Raw genomic sequence first — 17,762 nt, forward strand, 5'->3', positions numbered from 1 at the left:
CCCACCCGCCCCACCCGCCGCCCCGGCAGAACCAGGAGCAACAGCAGTAACAGGAGCAACGGGAGCCACGGGAGTAACAGGTCCAACGGGAGCAACGGGAGCGACGGGAGTAACAGGAGCAACGGGAGCAACGGGAGCAACGGGAGTAACAGGAGCAACGGGAGCGTCAGGTCCAACGGGAGCGACGGGAGCGACGGGAGCGACGGGAGTAACAGGTACAACGGGAGCAACGGGAGCAACAGGAGCAACAGGTACAACGGGAGCAACGGGAGTAACAGGAGCAACGGGAGCAACAGGAGCAACAGGAGATACAGGAGCAACGGGAGTAACAGGTACAAGTATAACTGCGACGTATGCATTTGCGAATAATACATCGGGTACGGCAATATCAGTATTACTTGGTGGGACAAATGTCCCGCTTCCAAATAATCAGAATATCGGTCCAGGAATTACAGTATCGGGGGGGAACACAGTATTTACGGCCGCAAATGCGGGGAATTATTATATTTCATATACAATTAATATAACGGCTTCTTTATTAGTTAGTTCGCGAATTACGATTAATGGGGCACCACTTACAGGAACTATCAACGCTCCTGCATTAGCAACGACTTCATTTAGTGCAACAATTATTACAACTCTTGCAGCGGGGAGTGCAATTAGTTTGCAGTTGTTTGGATTGTTAGCCGTTGCAACATTATCAACGAATACACCTGGTGCAGTTTTAACGATTATAAGATTAAGCTAATTAACGATAACTCTCTTATTCTTTTAAAATTAAGAGAGTTTATACATATAATAAGAAGTTAATGAAGTAAAGCATAGTTATATTAAAGTCAGAATATTATGATTGTAACGCTGTTCTGACTATAATATAATGAAAACAATCATCATGAATGAACATTCATTTATTTTAACAATTATTAGAAGGGGGAATGAGAGTGGAAAAACCTTGGTTGCAGAGTTATCCAGAGGAAATCCCAGGGACGATTTCATATGATATTCAGCCACTTCATGGATATTTAGAGAAAATGGCTTCTCGTTATCCAGAAAAGAAAGCGCTTCACTTTTTAGGTAAAGATGTTACATTTTCAGATTTCCATGACAAGGTGAAGAAATTTGCGAATTACCTTCAAAGGCTTGGTGTTGAAAAAGGTGATAGAGTTGCGATTATGCTACCAAATTGTCCGCAATCTGTAATAGGTTATTATGGTACATTGCTTGCGGGGGGAATTGTCGTACAAACGAACCCTCTTTATACAGAAAGAGAGCTTGAGTATCAACTTCATGACTCAGGGGCAAAAGTTATTCTTTGTCTTGATTTGGTGTTTCCTAGAGTTACTAACGTTCAAAAGGCTACAAGGCTTGAGCACATTATCGTAACTCGTATTGCAGATTTTTTACCTTTTCCTAAAAATTTACTTTATCCGTTTGTACAAAAAAAGCAAACAAATCTTGTTGTGAATGTGTCGGAAAGTGAAACAATCCATCTCTGGAAATCAGTAGAAAGAGAAAGTACTGCTAATGTTGAAATTCCATGTGACCCTGAAAACGATCTGGCTCTTTTGCAGTATACAGGGGGAACGACAGGATTTCCAAAAGGAGTTATGTTAACGCATAAAAATCTCGTTTCGAACACTTTAATGGGAGCGCATTGGTTATATAATTGTAAAGAAGGAGAAGAAGTAATTCTTGGTGTTCTTCCGTTTTTTCATGTGTACGGGATGACAGCTGTAATGAATTTGAGTATTATGCAAGGATATAAAATGGTTCTTATTCCGAAATTTGATATGAAAATGGTTTTTGAGGCAATTAAGAAACATAAAGTTACATTATTTCCAGGAGCACCAACTATTTATATTGCTCTTTTAAATAGCCCTCTTTTAAAAGAATACGATATTTCTTCTATTCAGGCTTGTATAAGTGGCTCTGCACCGCTTCCAGTAGAAGTACAGGAGGAGTTTGAGAGAGTTACAGGTGGTAAATTAGTAGAAGGATATGGATTAACGGAGTCATCGCCAGTTACACATGGGAACTTTTTGTGGGAAAAACGTGTGCCAGGAAGTATTGGTGTACCGTGGCCGGATACAGAGGCAATCATTATGTCACTTGAAACTGGAGAGGCATTACCTCCAGGTGAAATTGGTGAAATTGTTGTAAAGGGTCCGCAAATCATGAAAGGGTATTGGAATAAACCAGAGGAAACGGCAGCTGTACTGCAAGATGGTTGGCTCCATACAGGTGATGTAGGATACATGGATGAGAATGGATTTTTCTATGTGAAAGATCGTAAGAAAGATATGATTGTTGCTAGTGGTTTTAACGTATACCCTCGTGAAGTAGAAGAGGTATTATATGAATGTGAAAAGGTGCAAGAAGTAGTAGCAATTGGCGTTCCCGATCCGTATCGAGGAGAAACTGTAAAAGCTTTTGTTGTTTTGAAAGAAGGCGCTGAGTGTTCAGAAGAAGAACTAGATCAGTTTGCACGTAAATATTTAGCAGCTTACAAAGTTCCGAAAGTATATGAGTTTCGAAGTGAGTTGCCAAAGACGACAGTCGGAAAAATTTTACGTCGTGTCCTAATAGATGAAGAGAAGAGAAAGAATGAGGATGAGCAAACGGGCTAAGGCCCTTTCTTTTTGAAAAAATAGGATTGACACTTTTCTAAATAGTCAGTATTATAAGAATATGAATGACTATTCATTCAGTCATCTTCTTGAAGGGGACAGTAAAGTGAAGAAAAATAGACCGAAATACAATCAAATTATTGATGCGGCAGTCATTGTGATTGCGGAGAATGGATACCATCAAGCGCAAGTTTCAAAAATTGCAAAGCAAGCTGGGGTAGCTGATGGCACGATTTATTTATATTTTAAAAATAAAGAAGATATATTAATATCCTTATTCCAAGAGAAGATGGGAGAATTTGTTGAAACAATTCGTCAAAAAACAGCAGGAATTGAAAGCGCTGTAGCGAAGTTATTCATGTTGGTAGAAACGCACTTCTTGCTGTTGTCGCAAAATGATCCTCTTGCTATCGTTACGCAATTAGAACTAAGACAGTCCAATCAAGACTTGCGCCTTAAAATAAATGAAGTATTAAAAGGCTACTTACAGGTTATGGATGAGATTTTAGAAACAGGTATAAAGCAAGGTGAATTCCAGGCGAATTTAAATGTTCGCGTGGCAAGACAAATGATCTTTGGAACAGTGGATGAAGTTGTGACCAATTGGGTAATGAGCGATCATAAGTATGATCTGGTCGCACTTTCGAAAACGGTACATGGGCTACTTATTGCAGCTTGTGGTTATCGTCAATAATGGGAGGGATCATGTTGAAATTCCTATCTGTAAAAGTTGAAGACCATATTGCGGTGGCGACGCTAAATCATGCGCCAGCTAATGCAATGTCTTCACAAGTTATGAATGACGTTACTGAATTAATCGATCAAGTGGAAAAGGATGATAACATTCGTGTTGTTGTTCTACATGGTGAAGGGCGTTTCTTCTCAGCTGGAGCAGATATTAAAGAATTTACATCTGTTACTGAAGCGAAGCAAGCGACAGAATTAGCGCAGCTTGGACAAGTTACGTTTGAGCGTGTTGAAAAATGTTCAAAACCAGTTATTGCGGCAATTCATGGAGCGGCACTTGGCGGCGGCCTTGAGTTTGCTATGTCTTGCCACATGCGCTTCGTAACCGAAAGTGCAAAACTTGGTTTACCTGAATTAACGCTTGGATTAATTCCTGGTTTTGCAGGTACACAGCGTTTACCGCGTTATGTTGGTAAAGCGAAAGCTTGTGAAATGATGTTAACAAGTACACCAATTACTGGTGCAGAAGCATTACAATGGGGGCTTGTTAACGGGGTATTTTCTGAGGAATCTATTTTAGAAGATACGCTTAAAATTGCAAAACAGATTGCTGGAAAAAGTCCAGCAACAACTCGTGCTGTGCTAGAGTTATTACAAACGACAAAATCGTCTCATTATTATGAAGGTGTACAGCGTGAATCACAGATTTTTGGTGAAGTGTTTACGAGTGAAGATGGAAGAGAAGGTGTAGCAGCGTTTTTAGAAAAACGTAAGCCTTCATTTAGTGGTAGGTAGTCCAATTATTTTTTTAATATAAATTAACAGAATTTTAAAATTGATAGAATCTTTCTGAAAAACAAGGGGGTAAATGGAATGAACATCTACGTACTCATGAAACGAACATTTGATACAGAAGAAAAAATCGTAATTAAAAACGGTGCAATTTATGATGGCGAAGCGGAATTCATCATCAACCCTTACGACGAATATGCGATTGAAGAAGCAATTCAAGTAAGAGATGCACAAGGTGGAGAGGTTACTGTTGTAACAGTTGGTGGCGAGGATAGTGAGAAAGAACTTCGTACTGCGTTAGCGATGGGCTGCGATAAAGCGGTATTAATCAATATTGAAGATGATGTTGAAAACGGTGATCAGTTCACGACAGCAAAAGTACTTGCTGAATATTTAAAAGATAAAGAAGTAGATTTAATTTTAGGCGGGAACGTTGCGATTGACGGCGCATCTGGACAAGTTGGTCCACGCGTGGCTGAAGCGTTAAACATTCCATACGTAACGACAATTACAAAGCTTGAAATTGACGGTACAAATGTGAAAATTGAGCGTGATGTTGAAGGAGATACAGAAGTAATCGAAACATCATTACCAGTTTTAGTAACAGCGCAACAAGGTTTAAATGAACCGCGTTATCCATCACTTCCAGGCATTATGAAAGCGAAGAAAAAGCCACTAGAAGAAGTAGAATTAGATGATTTAGATCTAGAAGAAGATGATGTGGAAGCAAAAACAAAAACAATTGAAATCTATTTGCCTCCTAAGAAAGATGCAGGAAAAGTGTTACAAGGCGAGCTGCAAGATCAAGTAAAAGAACTTGTATCGTTGCTCCATACAGAAGCGAAAGTAATCTAATAAAATACGAAATTATATATGCAGGAGGGAAAATCTATGGCTCGTAAAGTATTAGTAATGGGTGAAGTTCGTGATGGATCGCTACGTAACGTTTCGTTTGAAGCGGTAGCAGCAGCAAAAACAATTGCAGAAGGCGGTGAAGTAGTAGGTCTTCTAGTTGGAGACAGCGTTGCCTCTTTTGCAAATGAATTGATTCATTACGGTGCAGATCGCGTTGTGACAGTTGAAAATGATAAATTAAAATCATATACGTCTGATGGTTATGCGCAAGCGTTTTTAGCTGTATATGCTGAAGAAAATCCAGAAGGTATTGTATTTGGACATACAGCACTTGGTAAAGATTTATCACCAAAATTAGCAGCAAAGCTTGAAGCTGGTTTAGTTTCTGACGTAACTGCTTTAGAAGTTGAAGGTGGAAATGTTATCTTCACTCGTCCAATTTACTCTGGTAAAGCGTTCGAGAAGAAGATTGTAACAGATGGTATCTTATTTGCGACAGTGCGTCCAAATAACATTACAACGCTTGAAAAAGATGAGTCTCGCAGTGGTGATGTATCTTCTATTACAGTTGATGTAAAAGATTTACGTACAATCATTCAAGATGTCGTCCGTAAAACTGCAGAAGGTGTTGATCTTTCTGAAGCGAAAGTTATTATCGCAGGTGGACGCGGTGTGAAGAGTGAAGAAGGATTTAAACCATTAAAAGAGTTAGCTGACGTATTAGGCGGCGCTGTTGGGGCATCTCGTGGTGCTTGTGACGCTGAGTATTGTGATTACTCATTACAAATTGGTCAAACTGGTAAAGTTGTTACGCCAGACCTATACATTGCGTGCGGTATCTCTGGTGCGATTCAGCATTTAGCTGGTATGTCTAACTCAAAAATAATTGTTGCGATTAATAAAGATCCAGAGGCAAGTATCTTCAAAGTAGCTGACTATGGTATTGTTGGTGACCTATTTGAAGTTGTACCTCTTTTAACAGAAGAATTTAAAAAGTTAAAAGTACATTCATGATTTGAGTACCCTTGAGTTCTAAGTGAAGTACCCCTATATATAGAAAAAGGTGAGGGATCCCCTGTCTCTCACCTTTTTAGTATTTAATCCGTATTTTTATATAGTATAAAGGAACATTTTTTTGTTACAATACATAACGATACATATTATTCGCCACGTATATAAGTTAATGATATACTCTTGGTAGAATATACTTGAAGGAGGAAATAAAATGGCAATTGTAAACGCAAATGACCAAAGCTTCGCAGCTGAAACTAGCGAAGGTGTTGTATTATTAGATTTCTGGGCACCTTGGTGTGGACCTTGTAAAATGATCGCTCCTGTATTAGAGGAAATTGATGCAGAACTAGGCGAAAAAGTAAAAGTAGTAAAAGTAGACGTTGATGAAAACCAAGAAACTGCTCGTCAATTCGAAGTAATGAGCATTCCAGCTCTTTTCGTATTAAAAGACGGTAAAGTAGTTGATCAAGCGTTAGGTTATAAACCGAAAGAAGCGTTAGTAGAATTAGTTTCTAAACACTTCTAAAATAAAGAGGCTACCATTTGGTAGCTTTTTTTATTTTCTTTTTTATAACCTTTCAGTTACAATAAAAGAACGTATGTTGGGTGTTTTGGCATAGTATGTTTTCATGTGAAAATAAAAATGCTAAGCATGTAGAAATGGAGGGTGACGAGTGCACGAACATTTGAAAGAGAAGTTGGCTATTTTACCAGATCAACCTGGTTGTTATTTAATGAAAGATAAGCAAGGAACGGTTATATATGTCGGTAAGGCAAAAGTACTAAAAAATCGTGTGCGCTCGTACTTTACTGGTTCACATGATGGGAAAACACTTCGGCTTGTAGGAGAAATTGTTGACTTTGAATATATCGTAACCTCCTCAAATTTGGAGGCTCTTATTTTAGAGTTAAATTTAATAAAAAAGTATGATCCAAAATATAATATTCAATTAAAAGATGATAAAACATATCCTTTCATTAAAATTACAGCTGAAAAACAGCCACGCTTACTCATTACGCGAAATGTAAAAAAGGATAAAGGAAAGTATTTTGGTCCTTATCCAAATGCGCAATCAGCTCATGAAACAAAGAAATTATTAGATCGTATGTACCCGCTTCGTAAATGCTCAAATATGCCAGATAAAGTTTGCTTATATTATCATATGGGCCAATGTTTAGCGCCTTGTGTGAAAGAAGTAACGGAAGAGCAAAATAAAGAAATTGTAGATGAAATTATTAAGTTTTTAAATGGTGGACATAAAGAAGTTCGATCAGAATTAGAAACAAAGATGTATGAGGCTTCAGAGAAACTAGAGTTTGAACGGGCGAAAGAGTTGCGCGATCAAATTGCTCATATTGATGCGATTATGGAAAAACAAAAAATGATTATGAGTGACTTAGTGGACCGTGACGTGTTTGGATATGCGGTTGATAAAGGATGGATGTGTGTTCAAGTTTTCTTTGTTAGAAAAGGAAAGTTAATTGAGCGTGATGTTTCTATGTTTCCAATCTATGATGAACCAGAAGAGGGATTTTTAACGTTTATCGGTCAATTTTATGAAAAAAGTAGTCACTTTAAACCGAAGGAAATTGTCGTTCCAGGAAGTATAGATTCAGAATTAGTAGAGCGCTTTTTAGAAGTTGAAGCGACACAGCCGAAACGTGGTAAGAAAAAAGATCTTGTAGAATTAGCAAATAAAAACGCAAAAATTGCACTAGAAGAGAAATTTTACTTAATTGAACGTAATGAAGAGCGGACGGTTAAAGCCATTGATAATTTAGGGAAGCAGCTTAGTATTGAAACCCCATATCGTATTGAAGCATTTGATAACTCGAATATTCAAGGGACAAATCCCGTTTCCGCAATGATTGCTTTTATCGATGGGAAACCAGCAAAGAAAGAATATCGGAAATATAAAATTAAAACGGTTCAAGGTCCTGATGATTACGAATCTATGAGGGAAGTTGTAAGACGCCGTTATACGAGGGCGCTTAAAGAGAATTTACCTTTACCAGATTTAATCATTATTGATGGTGGAAAAGGCCATCTGGCCGCTACAAGTGATGTTCTGGAGAATGAACTCGGATTATATATTCCAATGGCAGGGCTTGTAAAAGATGACAAACATAAAACATCACATTTAATCATTGGAGATCCGCCTGAACCTGTGATGCTTGAGAGGAATAGCCAAGAATTTTATTTATTGCAACGCATTCAAGATGAAGTGCATAGATTTGCAATTACATTCCATCGCCAGTTGCACGGGAAATCGGTCATTCAATCAGCATTAGATGATATTCCAGGAATCGGCGATAAACGCAAAAAGGTATTGTTAAAACATTTTGGCTCGTTAAAAAAGATGAAAGAAGCTTCCATAGCTGAATTTGTCGAAGCGGGTATGCCGAAAAATGTTGCAGAGACGATATACACTTATTTAACAGATAAGAAGACGTTGTAGTTTACAACGTCTTCTGTTTTTTGGTATAATTTCTGAATGTTTAAAATAAACTCATCTGAATGAATATACAAAAAAGTCAACTAAACTTATATGTCTAGTTGACTGTAGGTAGATGCTACGCTTCAATGAGATCTTTAATATCCCATTTAACAAGAATTGTAATAGAGTCTGAACGTTTCTTTTGTTCTTCGTAGGACTCTGCAACGACGTTTCTTTGTCTTTGAATTTGCTCGGCGATAAATCCAGCTTCTAATTGATAAGAAGAATGTCTCTTTTGTTTTTGACGCTCAGTAATAAGCGTACCTTTAAGTTGGAACTGCATTTCACGACGTTTATGTTCAACGATGCTTAAAGTGCCCCAACCAGCTTTTTCAAAAAACTGAATGACTTCTTCAATTGTTTCTAGCGGATATTTTCTTGCAAGGTTTCTGCCGGACCAGTATAAAATACCGTCTAAATCGTTACCAATTAAATCAGGTAGTAATTCTTCACGTAGCAATTCATAAGCGAAGGCGTTCAATGAAACATCTTCTAAAGATGTTATATCGATTGTATTTTTGCTCACAATATTCCCCTCTTTCTATAGGGATTATTATATAACATTTTTCATTTATAAAAACAGATTTTTCTTTAGGGAAATCTGAATATCTAAGAAGAAAAAAAGAATTGGCAAATTATATGCAAATTATGTATACGTTTTCTTGACGCTTCGACAAAAATAGGGGTAAAATGAACTTGTTATCAAATTATGCTGAAATATTTCGAATAATTTTTTCAGTTTTTCTTATGCCAATAGTGAAAAAACATTATTGTTATAAATTAATCTGAAAACAGCAGTCAAACATTCAAGGGGGTAATGGGGACATGAAAGGCCGCGAGTATACGTTTCGTAAGTGGCACTCATTAATGGGGGTCATCCCGGTTGGTGTCTTTTTGACGCAACATCTAATTGTAAACAACTTTGCAACAAGAGGAGCAGAGGCTTTTAACAAAGCTGCAGGCTTTATGGAGCTCCTTCCATTCCGGTATGCGCTAGAAATTTTCATCATCTTTTTACCTATACTGTACCATGCTATATATGGCTTATATATTGCATTTACAGCTAAGAACAATGCGGTATCTTACGGTTATTTCCGTAACTGGATGTTCGTCTTCCAAAGAATTTCAGGTATCGTTACGCTGATTTTCATTTCTTGGCACGTCTGGGAAACTCGTATTCAAGCAATGTTAGGTAAAGAGGTAAATTATGATATGATGGCAGATATTTTAAACAACCCATTTATGTTTGGTTTCTATTTAGTTGGTGTTGTTTCAACGATTTTCCACTTTGCAAATGGACTATGGACATTCTGCATAAGCTGGGGAATTACAGTATCTCCACGTTCACAAAGAATCTCTACTTATGTAACATTAGCTATTTTCTTAGGTCTATCTTATGTAGGTGTGAGTGCATTATTAGCGTTCATCGATCCACAGCTAGCAAACCAGTAAGGAGTGGGAGAGCATGAAAGGGAAACTTATAGTAGTCGGCGGTGGCTTGGCCGGCTTAATGGCAACGATTAAAGCGGCAGAAGCAGGAGTAAATGTTGAACTATTTTCTTTAGTACCAGTAAAACGTTCACATTCTGTATGTGCCCAAGGTGGAATTAACGGTGCCGTAAATACAAAAGGTGAAGGGGATTCTCCATGGATCCACTTTGACGATACAATTTATGGTGGGGACTTCTTAGCGAACCAACCGCCAGTTAAAGCGATGTGTGAAGCAGCACCAGGTATTATTCATTTAATGGACCGCATGGGTGTTATGTTCAACCGTACGGAAGAAGGACTTCTTGATTTCCGTCGTTTTGGTGGAACACAACATCACCGTACAGCATTTGCTGGCGCAACAACTGGTCAACAATTACTATACGCATTAGATGAGCAAGTACGTCGTCATGAAGTAGCGGGACTTGTAACGAAATACGAAGGTTGGGATTTCTTACGAGCTGTTGTTGATGATGAAGGTGTGTGCCGAGGAATCGTCGCACAAGACTTACAAACTATGGAGATTAAAAGTTTCCAAGCTGATGCCGTGATTATGGCAACAGGGGGCCCTGGTATCATCTTTGGAAAATCAACTAACTCTATTATCAATACAGGTACAGCAGCATCTGCTGTATATCAACAAGGTGCATATTATGCGAACGGTGAGTTCATTCAAATCCATCCAACGGCAATTCCTGGAGACGATAAGTTACGTCTTATGAGTGAATCCGCACGTGGTGAAGGTGGGCGTGTTTGGACATATAAAGATGGTAAGCCATGGTACTTCTTAGAAGACAAATATCCAGCTTACGGAAACCTTGTACCTCGTGATATTGCAACTCGTGAAATCTTTGATGTTTGCGTAGAGCAAAAACTAGGTATTAACGGTGAAAACATGGTATATCTAGATCTTTCTCATAAAGATCCGAAAGAACTAGATATTAAACTTGGTGGAATTATTGAAATCTATGAGAAGTTTACAGGTGATGATCCTCGTAAACTACCAATGAAAATCTTCCCAGCGGTTCACTATTCAATGGGCGGACTATGGGTTGATTACAAGCAGATGACAAGTATTCCAGGTTTATTTGCAGCAGGTGAGTGTGATTATTCTATGCACGGTGGTAACCGCCTTGGTGCAAACTCACTATTATCAGCAATTTACGGTGGTATGGTAGCAGGACCAAACGCAATTGAGTATATGAAAGGTCTTTCTAAATCATCTGATGCTGTTTCATCTACTGTATATGAGCAAAATGAATTAATCGAAACAGAGAAATTTAACAATATTTTAACGCTTGATGGTAACGAAAATGCGTATGTTCTTCATAAAGAGCTTGGAGAATGGATGACAGATAACGTTACAGTAGTTCGTGAAAATAAAAAGTTACTAGAAACTGATGCGAAAATCGAAGAGTTAATGGCACGTTACAAACGCATTAACATTAACGATACAGCAAGATGGAGTAACCAAGGTGCTTCATTTACACGCCAACTTGCAAATATGTTCGAGTTAGCGCGTGTTATTACAATTGGCGCATATAACCGTAATGAAAGCCGCGGAGCGCATTACAAACCAGAATTCCCAAATCGTGATGATGCAAACTTCTTAAAAACTACGATGGCGAAATTTGAGGGAGAAGGAAAAGCACCAGCATTCCATTACGAAGAAGTGGATGTTTCATTAATTAAACCACGTAAACGTGACTATTCTTCAAAACACGATGTAGCTGCTAAGGGTGAAGAGAAGGGGGATAAACAACATGTCTGAGAAAACAATCCGCCTCATCATTACGAGACAAGATGGACCAGATGCACAAGAATTTGACCAAGAGTTTGAAATTCCGTATCGTCCAAATATGAATATTATTTCAGCGTTGATGGAAATTCGTCGTAATCCTGTTGATTCAAAAGGGAACCAAACGACTCCGATTGCATGGGATATGAACTGTTTAGAGGAAGTATGTGGTGCTTGTTCGATGGTGATTAACGGAAAACCACGTCAATCATGTACAGCTCTTATTGACCAGTTAGAACAACCAATTCGCTTAAAGCCGATGAAGACATTCCCAGTTGTACGTGACTTACAAGTTGATCGTAGCCGTATGTTTAACGCGTTAAAACGTGTTAAAGCTTGGATTCCAATCGATGGTACGTATGACCTAGGACCAGGACCAAGGATGCCAGAGAAAAAGCGTCAATGGGCATATGAACTTTCAAAATGTATGACATGTGGTGTTTGCTTAGAGTCATGTCCAAACGTAAATAGTAAATCTGACTTTATTGGACCAGCGCCGTTATCACAAGCTCGTTTATTCAACTCACATCCAACAGGTGAAATGCATAAAGCTGATCGCTTACGTGCAATTATGGGAGATGGAGGACTTGCAAACTGTGGTAACTCTCAAAACTGTGTGCAATCATGTCCGAAAGGTATTCCATTAACAACTTCAATTGCGGCATTAAACCGTGATACAACAATTCAATCGTTCAAAGATTTCTTTGGTAGCGACAATAACTATTAATAAATATTGCCTCTTCATGTTGAAGAGGCAATATTTATAACTTTATTTTTCTGTTTATTCTGTTTATTTTAAGGGCGAAAAGGAGAGGTAGCAATGAAGAGGATTTCTTATATTGAAGACTTTGAGCAATGGGAAAGTGGTTTTTCATTTTATAACCCTGTCAAAGTTCGTTTTGGTGAAGTAGATATGTTTGGGCACGTAAATAATGTCGTTGCTTTTACATATTTTGAAGAAGCACGTATCGCATTGTTTAAAGAACTGGGATTTATGCAAGAATGGACACATGAATCATCAGAAACGATGATAGTCGTCGCAGATCTACAATGCAATTTTATTAAACAAATTTATTTTGATGAGCAGTTGAAAGTATATGTAAAGGCAGGAGCGGTTGGGAATTCCTCATTAGATTTACACTATATGGTCAAAAATGCAGAAGGAGAAGTTTGTTTAGTTGGACGTGGCATGATGGTGCAAGCATCGAAAAAAACGGGAAGAGGCGAACCATGGCCTGAAGAATGGAAGGGAAAATTACTAAAATAATAGAATGAAAGAAAAATAAGAGAGCAATTTGCTCTCTTATTTTTTGTCTTCCATCGCTTCTTCTAATGTTAAATGATGTTTATATATGTATGTAGCGTATGGATTACCAACGTAGCGTAAATGCCACGGTTCATATGAATATTCTGTTGTTTCTGTTTTGTCTTCTAAGTAACGGATGACAAAGCCGAATTCATGGGCATGTTCTGCAACCCATTTTCCTTCTGCTGTTTCTCCGAAGATAGGCTCTAATTGGAATTTAGCAGATTTTGAACTAATATCCATTGCTAAACCAGTTTGATGTTCACTTGTTCCAGGAATTGCACTTACCGAATTAGCCTCAGTTTTTCCTTGGCGTTTAATATATGTATTATGTAATGACTGTTGACGTTTGTAAGAACGGTAACCTGAAACTGCTGTAAGTTCTACCCCTTCGTTTTTCGCTGCTTGGAACATTTTCTTAAGCGCATCTGCAGCATCTTTACGAAGTAATGTTTTCTCTTTATCTTTTGGATTAGTAAATGGTACGTTCGGTTTCGTTAAATCTTTTGGAATGTATCCATCTGGCAATTTACGATGTTTATTGACTAATACAAGAGCAGAATCTGGATTTGTTACAACGGAAAAATTATCATCTAGTTTCTTTTTATTATGATCAGCTTTTGGAAAAGCAGGAATCTCTTCTTTTTGATGGTTACTATGTTTTTGACTTTCGACAGCCTTCACCTCGTTTTGTAGTGGTGATTTAGAACCAAAGTAAGCGAAAGATGTGATACCGATTACAATAGTAGCGGCAGAAACAATTATTATCTTTTTCATGATGCCTTGTAATCACAGTCCTTTCTTAATAAAATATGTATCGTTTTTATTATAAGTCTAGCTTATTGAAAAAGAAATATAAGAGCCATAACGTAATAGAAATGCAAAGAAAATGTCAGAAAATGTGCGAAATTGTAGTGTTTTTTTCATATAATTCATTTCTAATCTTTCATGAAATTCATTTTTTATGTAATATATACATATAGATAGATTTAATGATTAACAAGGGTGAAGGACTTCTTGTACAGAATAGGGGTGAATGGGAATGGATTTTGCAACAATTATTGGAATCGTTTTAGGAGTATTGGCGATAGTAGTAGGAATGGTCGTCAAGGGCGCTGACGTAATGGCCTTACTGAATCCTGCCGCGGCACTAATTATTTTTGTCGGTACGTTTGCTGCAGTATGTATTGCATTTCCGATGAATCAACTAAAAAAAGTTCCAAAATTATTTAAAGTTCTTTTTGGTTCAAATAAAAAAGATTTAAGCTATGAACAGTTATTAGAGTTATTTGTTCATTGGACATCTGAGAGTAGAAAATACGGTATTTTGTCTTTAGAACAACAATTAGATGAAATTGAAGATGAGTTTCTTTTACGTGGTATGAAATTTGTGATTGATGGCGTATCCGCAGAAAATTTAGAACAAATTTTAGAAGCTGAATTAGAAGCAATTGAAGAAAGGCATGCAAAAGGAGCGGCAATTTTTTCTCAAGCTGGTACATATGCACCGACATTAGGGGTTTTAGGTGCTGTTATTGGTCTTGTAGCTGCACTTGGAAATTTAACTGATATTGAAAAGCTAGGACATGCTATTTCAGGTGCATTTATTGCAACGATTTTCGGTATCTTTTCAGGTTACGTGTTATGGCATCCATTTGCAAATAAATTAAAGCAAAAGTCTGCCGCTGAATTAGAGAAGAAGCGTTTAATTATTGATAGTTTATTAATGTTACAAGAAGGTACATATCCATTTATTATGAAAAACCGCATTTTAGGTGCGCTTTCTGCAACTGAGCGTAAAAAGCTAGAAAAAGGAGCGGAAAAAAATGCGGAGTAGGAAGAATAGAAGAAGTAAAAAGAAAAAGCATGACGAACATATTGATGAAACGTGGTTAATTCCGTATGCTGATATGCTAACGCTGTTGTTTGCATTGTTTATTGTTTTATTTGCAATGAGTAGTATAGATGCTGAGAAATTTAAACAGATGGCAGTAGCTTTTCGCAGTGAACTAGCAGGTGGAACAGGAAATAAAGAGTTTTTAAGTGATCAAAAGCCAAATGATGAAACAGGATTATCAGCAAGTGGTCTTGAGGCGGAACAAGAAAAAAAACAAGAAGAAGCTAGAGCCGAAGAAAAAAAAGAGATGGCTGAGTTAAAAGCATTACAAAAAAAGATTGATCAATATATTAATGAGAACCAATTATCCTCTGCTTTTCAAACTAAATTAACTGAAAAGGGATTAATGGTGACAATACTAGAGAATGTGCTGTTTGATTCGGGGAAAGCAGATGTAAAGTTGGAATCATTGGGAATTGCAAAAGAAATGTCTAATGTACTTGTTTCAGCAGCTCCTCGTGAAATAACTGTATCTGGTCACACTGATAATGTTCCGATTGCGAATGCAAAATTTGCATCAAACTGGGAATTGAGTACACAGCGCGCTGTGAATTTTATGCAAGTATTGCTTCAAAATAAAGAGTTGCCACCAGAAAGTTTTAGTGCAATTGGTTATGGAGAATATCGTCCAATTGATAAAAATGATACACAAGAAGGAAAGGCAAAGAATAGACGTGTGGAAGTGTTTATCTTGCCTTTAACAGAGAAGGAAAAATAAAAGAGGGTGGCTAAAGCCATCCTCTTTTATTTTGTATCAAATGATTTTAAGTTGTCGCGACGAATTTTATCTTTTTCTGTATCTGATTTTTTGAAATCATAATCATATAAAGCGCCTTCCCAATCACCATACATTGGATTCGGGAAAATAATGAATTTCTCACCAAATTGTGCTTTTGAATTTGCTACTGTTTGATTACGATCTGTTACAGATTTCCCATCAAAACCAGTGAAATCAGATAAGTTATCACCGAAGAATAAGACAATATCATGTGTTTGTGAAACGAGTTCACGGCGTTTTTCTTTTCCTTTTTCTTTTGGATCTTGTAGTAATATATGTTCTTTCGTTGCTTGAGGAGCACCTACACGCTCAAGGTTTTTAATTGTTGCATCTAGTTGGTTCGTTTTACGATTTGAGATGTAGTAAATATCTACACCTTTAGATTCTGTATATTTTAAGAAATCAATTGAGCCTGGAAGGGCCTCAGCTTCAGCCTTATTAATCCAGTCATCCCATTTGTAAGGATAGCCTTTTCCTGTTTTTACGCTCATTGCTTGATGAGGACTGTTGTCTAAAACAGTTTCATCTAAATCAAGTACGATAGCAGGTTTTTTCTCTGTCCCTTTTGCAAGAGCTGCATCAAGCTTCAATTGACCAATATTGTATCCTTGGTAGTAAAGTGCTTTCGTTTCACCAGCTGTTTGATACCATAAATCAGCCATTAATTGCTGGTCTGTTAATTTTACTTTTTCTTCTTTTGCCACTGTTTTCTCTGGTGTTCCTGAACATGCTACAAGTGATGTAGATAGAACTGCTGCAGATAATAAAGTGGTAATGCCCCTCTTCATCTTCATATGTATCCTCCTTGATGTTAGAAAATCATTTAATATTATATATCGAAAAATAATATTTTTTTTATGAACATTTGCATATTGTCTTTTGTATATATAGTAGTCTGTCCTATATTAGAAAGGTGAGTTAAATAATAATACCTGTTTTGACAAGTTGTATTGTTGTAATGACAATTATAATTGACAGAAATAAGGTTTTTATTTACAGTTTTAACTAAATGAAACAAATGATGGATTAAGTGTAGTGATACATATAAGAGAATGAAATATAGTACTATATTTCATTCTGAACAATTATAGGATTTAACAGAGAGTACGAATGATACTAAAGGGGAGGCTTTATACTTTGAGTTTACAAATTCAAAATTTAACGAAACTATTTGGAGAATCAAAAGCAGTTAACGGTTTGCAAATTTCGTTACCAAAAGGTGAAGTGCTAGGATTGCTTGGACGAAATGGTGCAGGGAAAACAACAACAATCAAGATGCTTCTTGGATTATTAACACCTAATGAAGGCTCTATTACATGGGATGGAAAAACATTTGGTAATAGCGGGGTGACAATTGGATATTTACCAGAGGAGAGAGGTTTATATACAAAAAGTAGAGTAATAGATCAATTGCGTTATTTTGGTAGATTAGAAGGAATGACGAAGAAAGAAGTAGATATTGCTATCGATCACTGGTTAGAGCGATTAGCAATACCAGAATATAAATTTAAGACGGCTGGAGAGCTTTCAAAAGGGAATCAGCAAAAAATTCAATTGATTGCTGCTCTTCTTCATGATCCAGAACTTCTTATTTTGGATGAACCATTTAGCGGACTTGATCCAGTTAATGCTGGAATGCTAGCTAGTATTATTGGAGAACAAGTACAGAGCGGAAAGACAATTATTTTATCAAGTCACCGTATGGAGCAAGTAGAGGCCTTTTGCCAACATGTATGTATTTTGAAAAAGGGTGAAGCAGTTGTAGAGGGACAGTTAAGTGATATTAAGAAGGAATACGGTTTCCGTAATTTAACGATTGAAGATATAGCAGAGAATGAAAAGGGATTAGAAGCTATACAAGTCCCGTATGAAAAACAACAAGGCCTTCTTTATGTAAAAGTACAAGACGATGCAGAAGCTCTAAAGATTTTACAACAATTGCAAGAACAAGGTGTTACCTTACGCCAATTTAAAATGTTAGAGCCGACGTTAAACGAAATCTTTGTAGAGAGGGCGAAATAA

18 protein-coding genes are annotated in these 17,762 nt (G+C 37.2%); 15 read left to right on the top strand and 3 right to left on the bottom strand.

Features of this window, described 5'->3' with window-relative positions:
- The 8 genes from JDS80_RS00005 to uvrC all read left to right on the top strand — a co-directional run.
- On the top strand, window positions 1-748 hold a 748-nt coding region (locus JDS80_RS00005; protein WP_472926348.1), incomplete at its 5' end, for a BclA C-terminal domain-containing protein.
- A 193-nt stretch (window positions 749-941) separates the two neighbouring features.
- Window positions 942-2,627: a long-chain-fatty-acid--CoA ligase gene (locus JDS80_RS00010; protein ID WP_199636710.1), complete on the top strand. Its 1,686-nt coding sequence runs from the start codon at window positions 942-944 to the stop codon at window positions 2,625-2,627.
- A gap of 106 nt (window positions 2,628-2,733) precedes the next feature.
- Window positions 2,734-3,321, top strand: coding sequence for a TetR/AcrR family transcriptional regulator (locus JDS80_RS00015; protein ID WP_430634465.1), 588 nt, complete (start codon window positions 2,734-2,736; stop codon window positions 3,319-3,321).
- Between the two features lie 11 nt (window positions 3,322-3,332).
- The gene (locus tag JDS80_RS00020; protein WP_199636712.1) at window positions 3,333-4,109 is read left to right on the top strand and encodes an enoyl-CoA hydratase; all 777 of its coding nucleotides are present in this window, start codon (window positions 3,333-3,335) and stop codon (window positions 4,107-4,109) included.
- 78 nt (window positions 4,110-4,187) lie between these two features.
- Window positions 4,188-4,961 (top strand): electron transfer flavoprotein subunit beta, encoded by a 774-nt coding sequence (gene etfB, locus JDS80_RS00025; protein ID WP_001029036.1) that lies wholly within the window; start codon window positions 4,188-4,190, stop codon window positions 4,959-4,961.
- A 36-nt stretch (window positions 4,962-4,997) separates the two neighbouring features.
- The gene (gene etfA / locus JDS80_RS00030; protein WP_071745803.1) at window positions 4,998-5,975 is read left to right on the top strand and encodes an electron transfer flavoprotein subunit alpha; all 978 of its coding nucleotides are present in this window, start codon (window positions 4,998-5,000) and stop codon (window positions 5,973-5,975) included.
- A gap of 211 nt (window positions 5,976-6,186) precedes the next feature.
- Entirely contained in the window at window positions 6,187-6,501 is a 315-nt protein-coding gene (trxA, locus tag JDS80_RS00035; RefSeq protein WP_001018943.1) for a thioredoxin, read from the top strand.
- Between the two features lie 148 nt (window positions 6,502-6,649).
- On the top strand, window positions 6,650-8,434 hold the full coding sequence (gene uvrC / locus JDS80_RS00040) for an excinuclease ABC subunit C (RefSeq protein WP_199636713.1): 1,785 nt from the start codon (window positions 6,650-6,652) through the stop codon (window positions 8,432-8,434).
- Between the two features lie 115 nt (window positions 8,435-8,549).
- Here the strand turns inward: uvrC and JDS80_RS00045 are convergent, their stop codons facing one another.
- A complete protein-coding gene (locus JDS80_RS00045; protein ID WP_199636714.1) occupies window positions 8,550-8,999 on the bottom strand; it encodes a DUF2507 domain-containing protein in 450 nt (149 codons plus the stop codon).
- 299 nt (window positions 9,000-9,298) lie between these two features.
- On the opposite strand from JDS80_RS00045, the gene sdhC reads away from it, so the two are divergent.
- From sdhC to JDS80_RS00065, 4 genes are all read left to right on the top strand, one after another.
- Window positions 9,299-9,925, top strand: a complete 627-nt coding sequence (gene sdhC, locus JDS80_RS00050) for a succinate dehydrogenase cytochrome B558 (protein ID WP_000678357.1) — start codon at window positions 9,299-9,301, stop codon at window positions 9,923-9,925.
- Between the two features lie 13 nt (window positions 9,926-9,938).
- Window positions 9,939-11,732, top strand: a complete 1,794-nt coding sequence (gene sdhA / locus JDS80_RS00055) for a succinate dehydrogenase flavoprotein subunit (RefSeq protein ID WP_071745800.1) — start codon at window positions 9,939-9,941, stop codon at window positions 11,730-11,732.
- Window positions 11,725-12,486, top strand: coding sequence for a succinate dehydrogenase iron-sulfur subunit (gene sdhB / locus JDS80_RS00060; RefSeq protein ID WP_001291830.1), 762 nt, complete (start codon window positions 11,725-11,727; stop codon window positions 12,484-12,486). Before sdhA ends, sdhB begins: the two co-directional genes overlap by 8 nt.
- 93 nt (window positions 12,487-12,579) lie before the next feature.
- Window positions 12,580-13,026 carry an acyl-CoA thioesterase gene (locus tag JDS80_RS00065; RefSeq protein WP_199636715.1) on the top strand — a complete coding sequence of 149 codons (447 nt, stop codon included), beginning with the start codon at window positions 12,580-12,582 and terminating at the stop codon, window positions 13,024-13,026.
- 36 nt (window positions 13,027-13,062) lie between these two features.
- Here JDS80_RS00065 and JDS80_RS00070 read toward each other — a convergent pair whose 3' ends face one another.
- A complete protein-coding gene (locus JDS80_RS00070) occupies window positions 13,063-13,842 on the bottom strand; it encodes a M15 family metallopeptidase (protein ID WP_199636716.1) in 780 nt (259 codons plus the stop codon).
- Between the two features lie 265 nt (window positions 13,843-14,107).
- On the opposite strand from JDS80_RS00070, the gene motA reads away from it, so the two are divergent.
- Window positions 14,108-14,902, top strand: coding sequence for a flagellar motor stator protein MotA (gene motA, locus JDS80_RS00075; protein WP_199636717.1), 795 nt, complete (start codon window positions 14,108-14,110; stop codon window positions 14,900-14,902).
- Window positions 14,892-15,680 carry a flagellar motor protein MotB gene (motB, locus tag JDS80_RS00080; RefSeq protein ID WP_199636719.1) on the top strand — a complete coding sequence of 263 codons (789 nt, stop codon included), beginning with the start codon at window positions 14,892-14,894 and terminating at the stop codon, window positions 15,678-15,680. Before motA ends, motB begins: the two co-directional genes overlap by 11 nt.
- 26 nt (window positions 15,681-15,706) lie before the next feature.
- Here the strand turns inward: motB and JDS80_RS00085 are convergent, their stop codons facing one another.
- Window positions 15,707-16,534 carry a 5'-nucleotidase, lipoprotein e(P4) family gene (locus JDS80_RS00085; protein WP_199636720.1) on the bottom strand — a complete coding sequence of 276 codons (828 nt, stop codon included), beginning with the start codon at window positions 16,532-16,534 and terminating at the stop codon, window positions 15,707-15,709.
- 343 nt (window positions 16,535-16,877) lie between these two features.
- Between JDS80_RS00085 and JDS80_RS00090 the strand changes: the two genes are divergently transcribed.
- Complete coding sequence (locus JDS80_RS00090; RefSeq protein WP_199636721.1) at window positions 16,878-17,762, top strand: ABC transporter ATP-binding protein; 885 nt, start codon at window positions 16,878-16,880, stop codon at window positions 17,760-17,762.

The organism is Bacillus cereus group sp. N8 (assembly GCF_016483685.1).
Classification (GTDB): Bacteria; Bacillota; Bacilli; order Bacillales; family Bacillaceae_G; genus Bacillus_A; species Bacillus_A proteolyticus.

Coding starts and splice junctions, on each gene's coding strand:
- JDS80_RS00020 (WP_199636712.1), top strand. CDS start 3,333: ATGTTGAAATTCCTATCTGTAAAAGTTGAAGACCATATTGCGGTGGCG.
- etfB (WP_001029036.1), top strand. CDS start 4,188: ATGAACATCTACGTACTCATGAAACGAACATTTGATACAGAAGAAAAA.
- etfA (WP_071745803.1), top strand. CDS start 4,998: ATGGCTCGTAAAGTATTAGTAATGGGTGAAGTTCGTGATGGATCGCTA.
- trxA (WP_001018943.1), top strand. CDS start 6,187: ATGGCAATTGTAAACGCAAATGACCAAAGCTTCGCAGCTGAAACTAGC.
- sdhC (WP_000678357.1), top strand. CDS start 9,299: ATGAAAGGCCGCGAGTATACGTTTCGTAAGTGGCACTCATTAATGGGG.
- sdhA (WP_071745800.1), top strand. CDS start 9,939: ATGAAAGGGAAACTTATAGTAGTCGGCGGTGGCTTGGCCGGCTTAATG.
- sdhB (WP_001291830.1), top strand. CDS start 11,725: ATGTCTGAGAAAACAATCCGCCTCATCATTACGAGACAAGATGGACCA.
- JDS80_RS00065 (WP_199636715.1), top strand. CDS start 12,580: ATGAAGAGGATTTCTTATATTGAAGACTTTGAGCAATGGGAAAGTGGT.
- JDS80_RS00070 (WP_199636716.1), bottom strand. CDS start 13,842: ATGAAAAAGATAATAATTGTTTCTGCCGCTACTATTGTAATCGGTATC.
- motA (WP_199636717.1), top strand. CDS start 14,108: ATGGATTTTGCAACAATTATTGGAATCGTTTTAGGAGTATTGGCGATA.
- motB (WP_199636719.1), top strand. CDS start 14,892: ATGCGGAGTAGGAAGAATAGAAGAAGTAAAAAGAAAAAGCATGACGAA.
- JDS80_RS00085 (WP_199636720.1), bottom strand. CDS start 16,534: ATGAAGATGAAGAGGGGCATTACCACTTTATTATCTGCAGCAGTTCTA.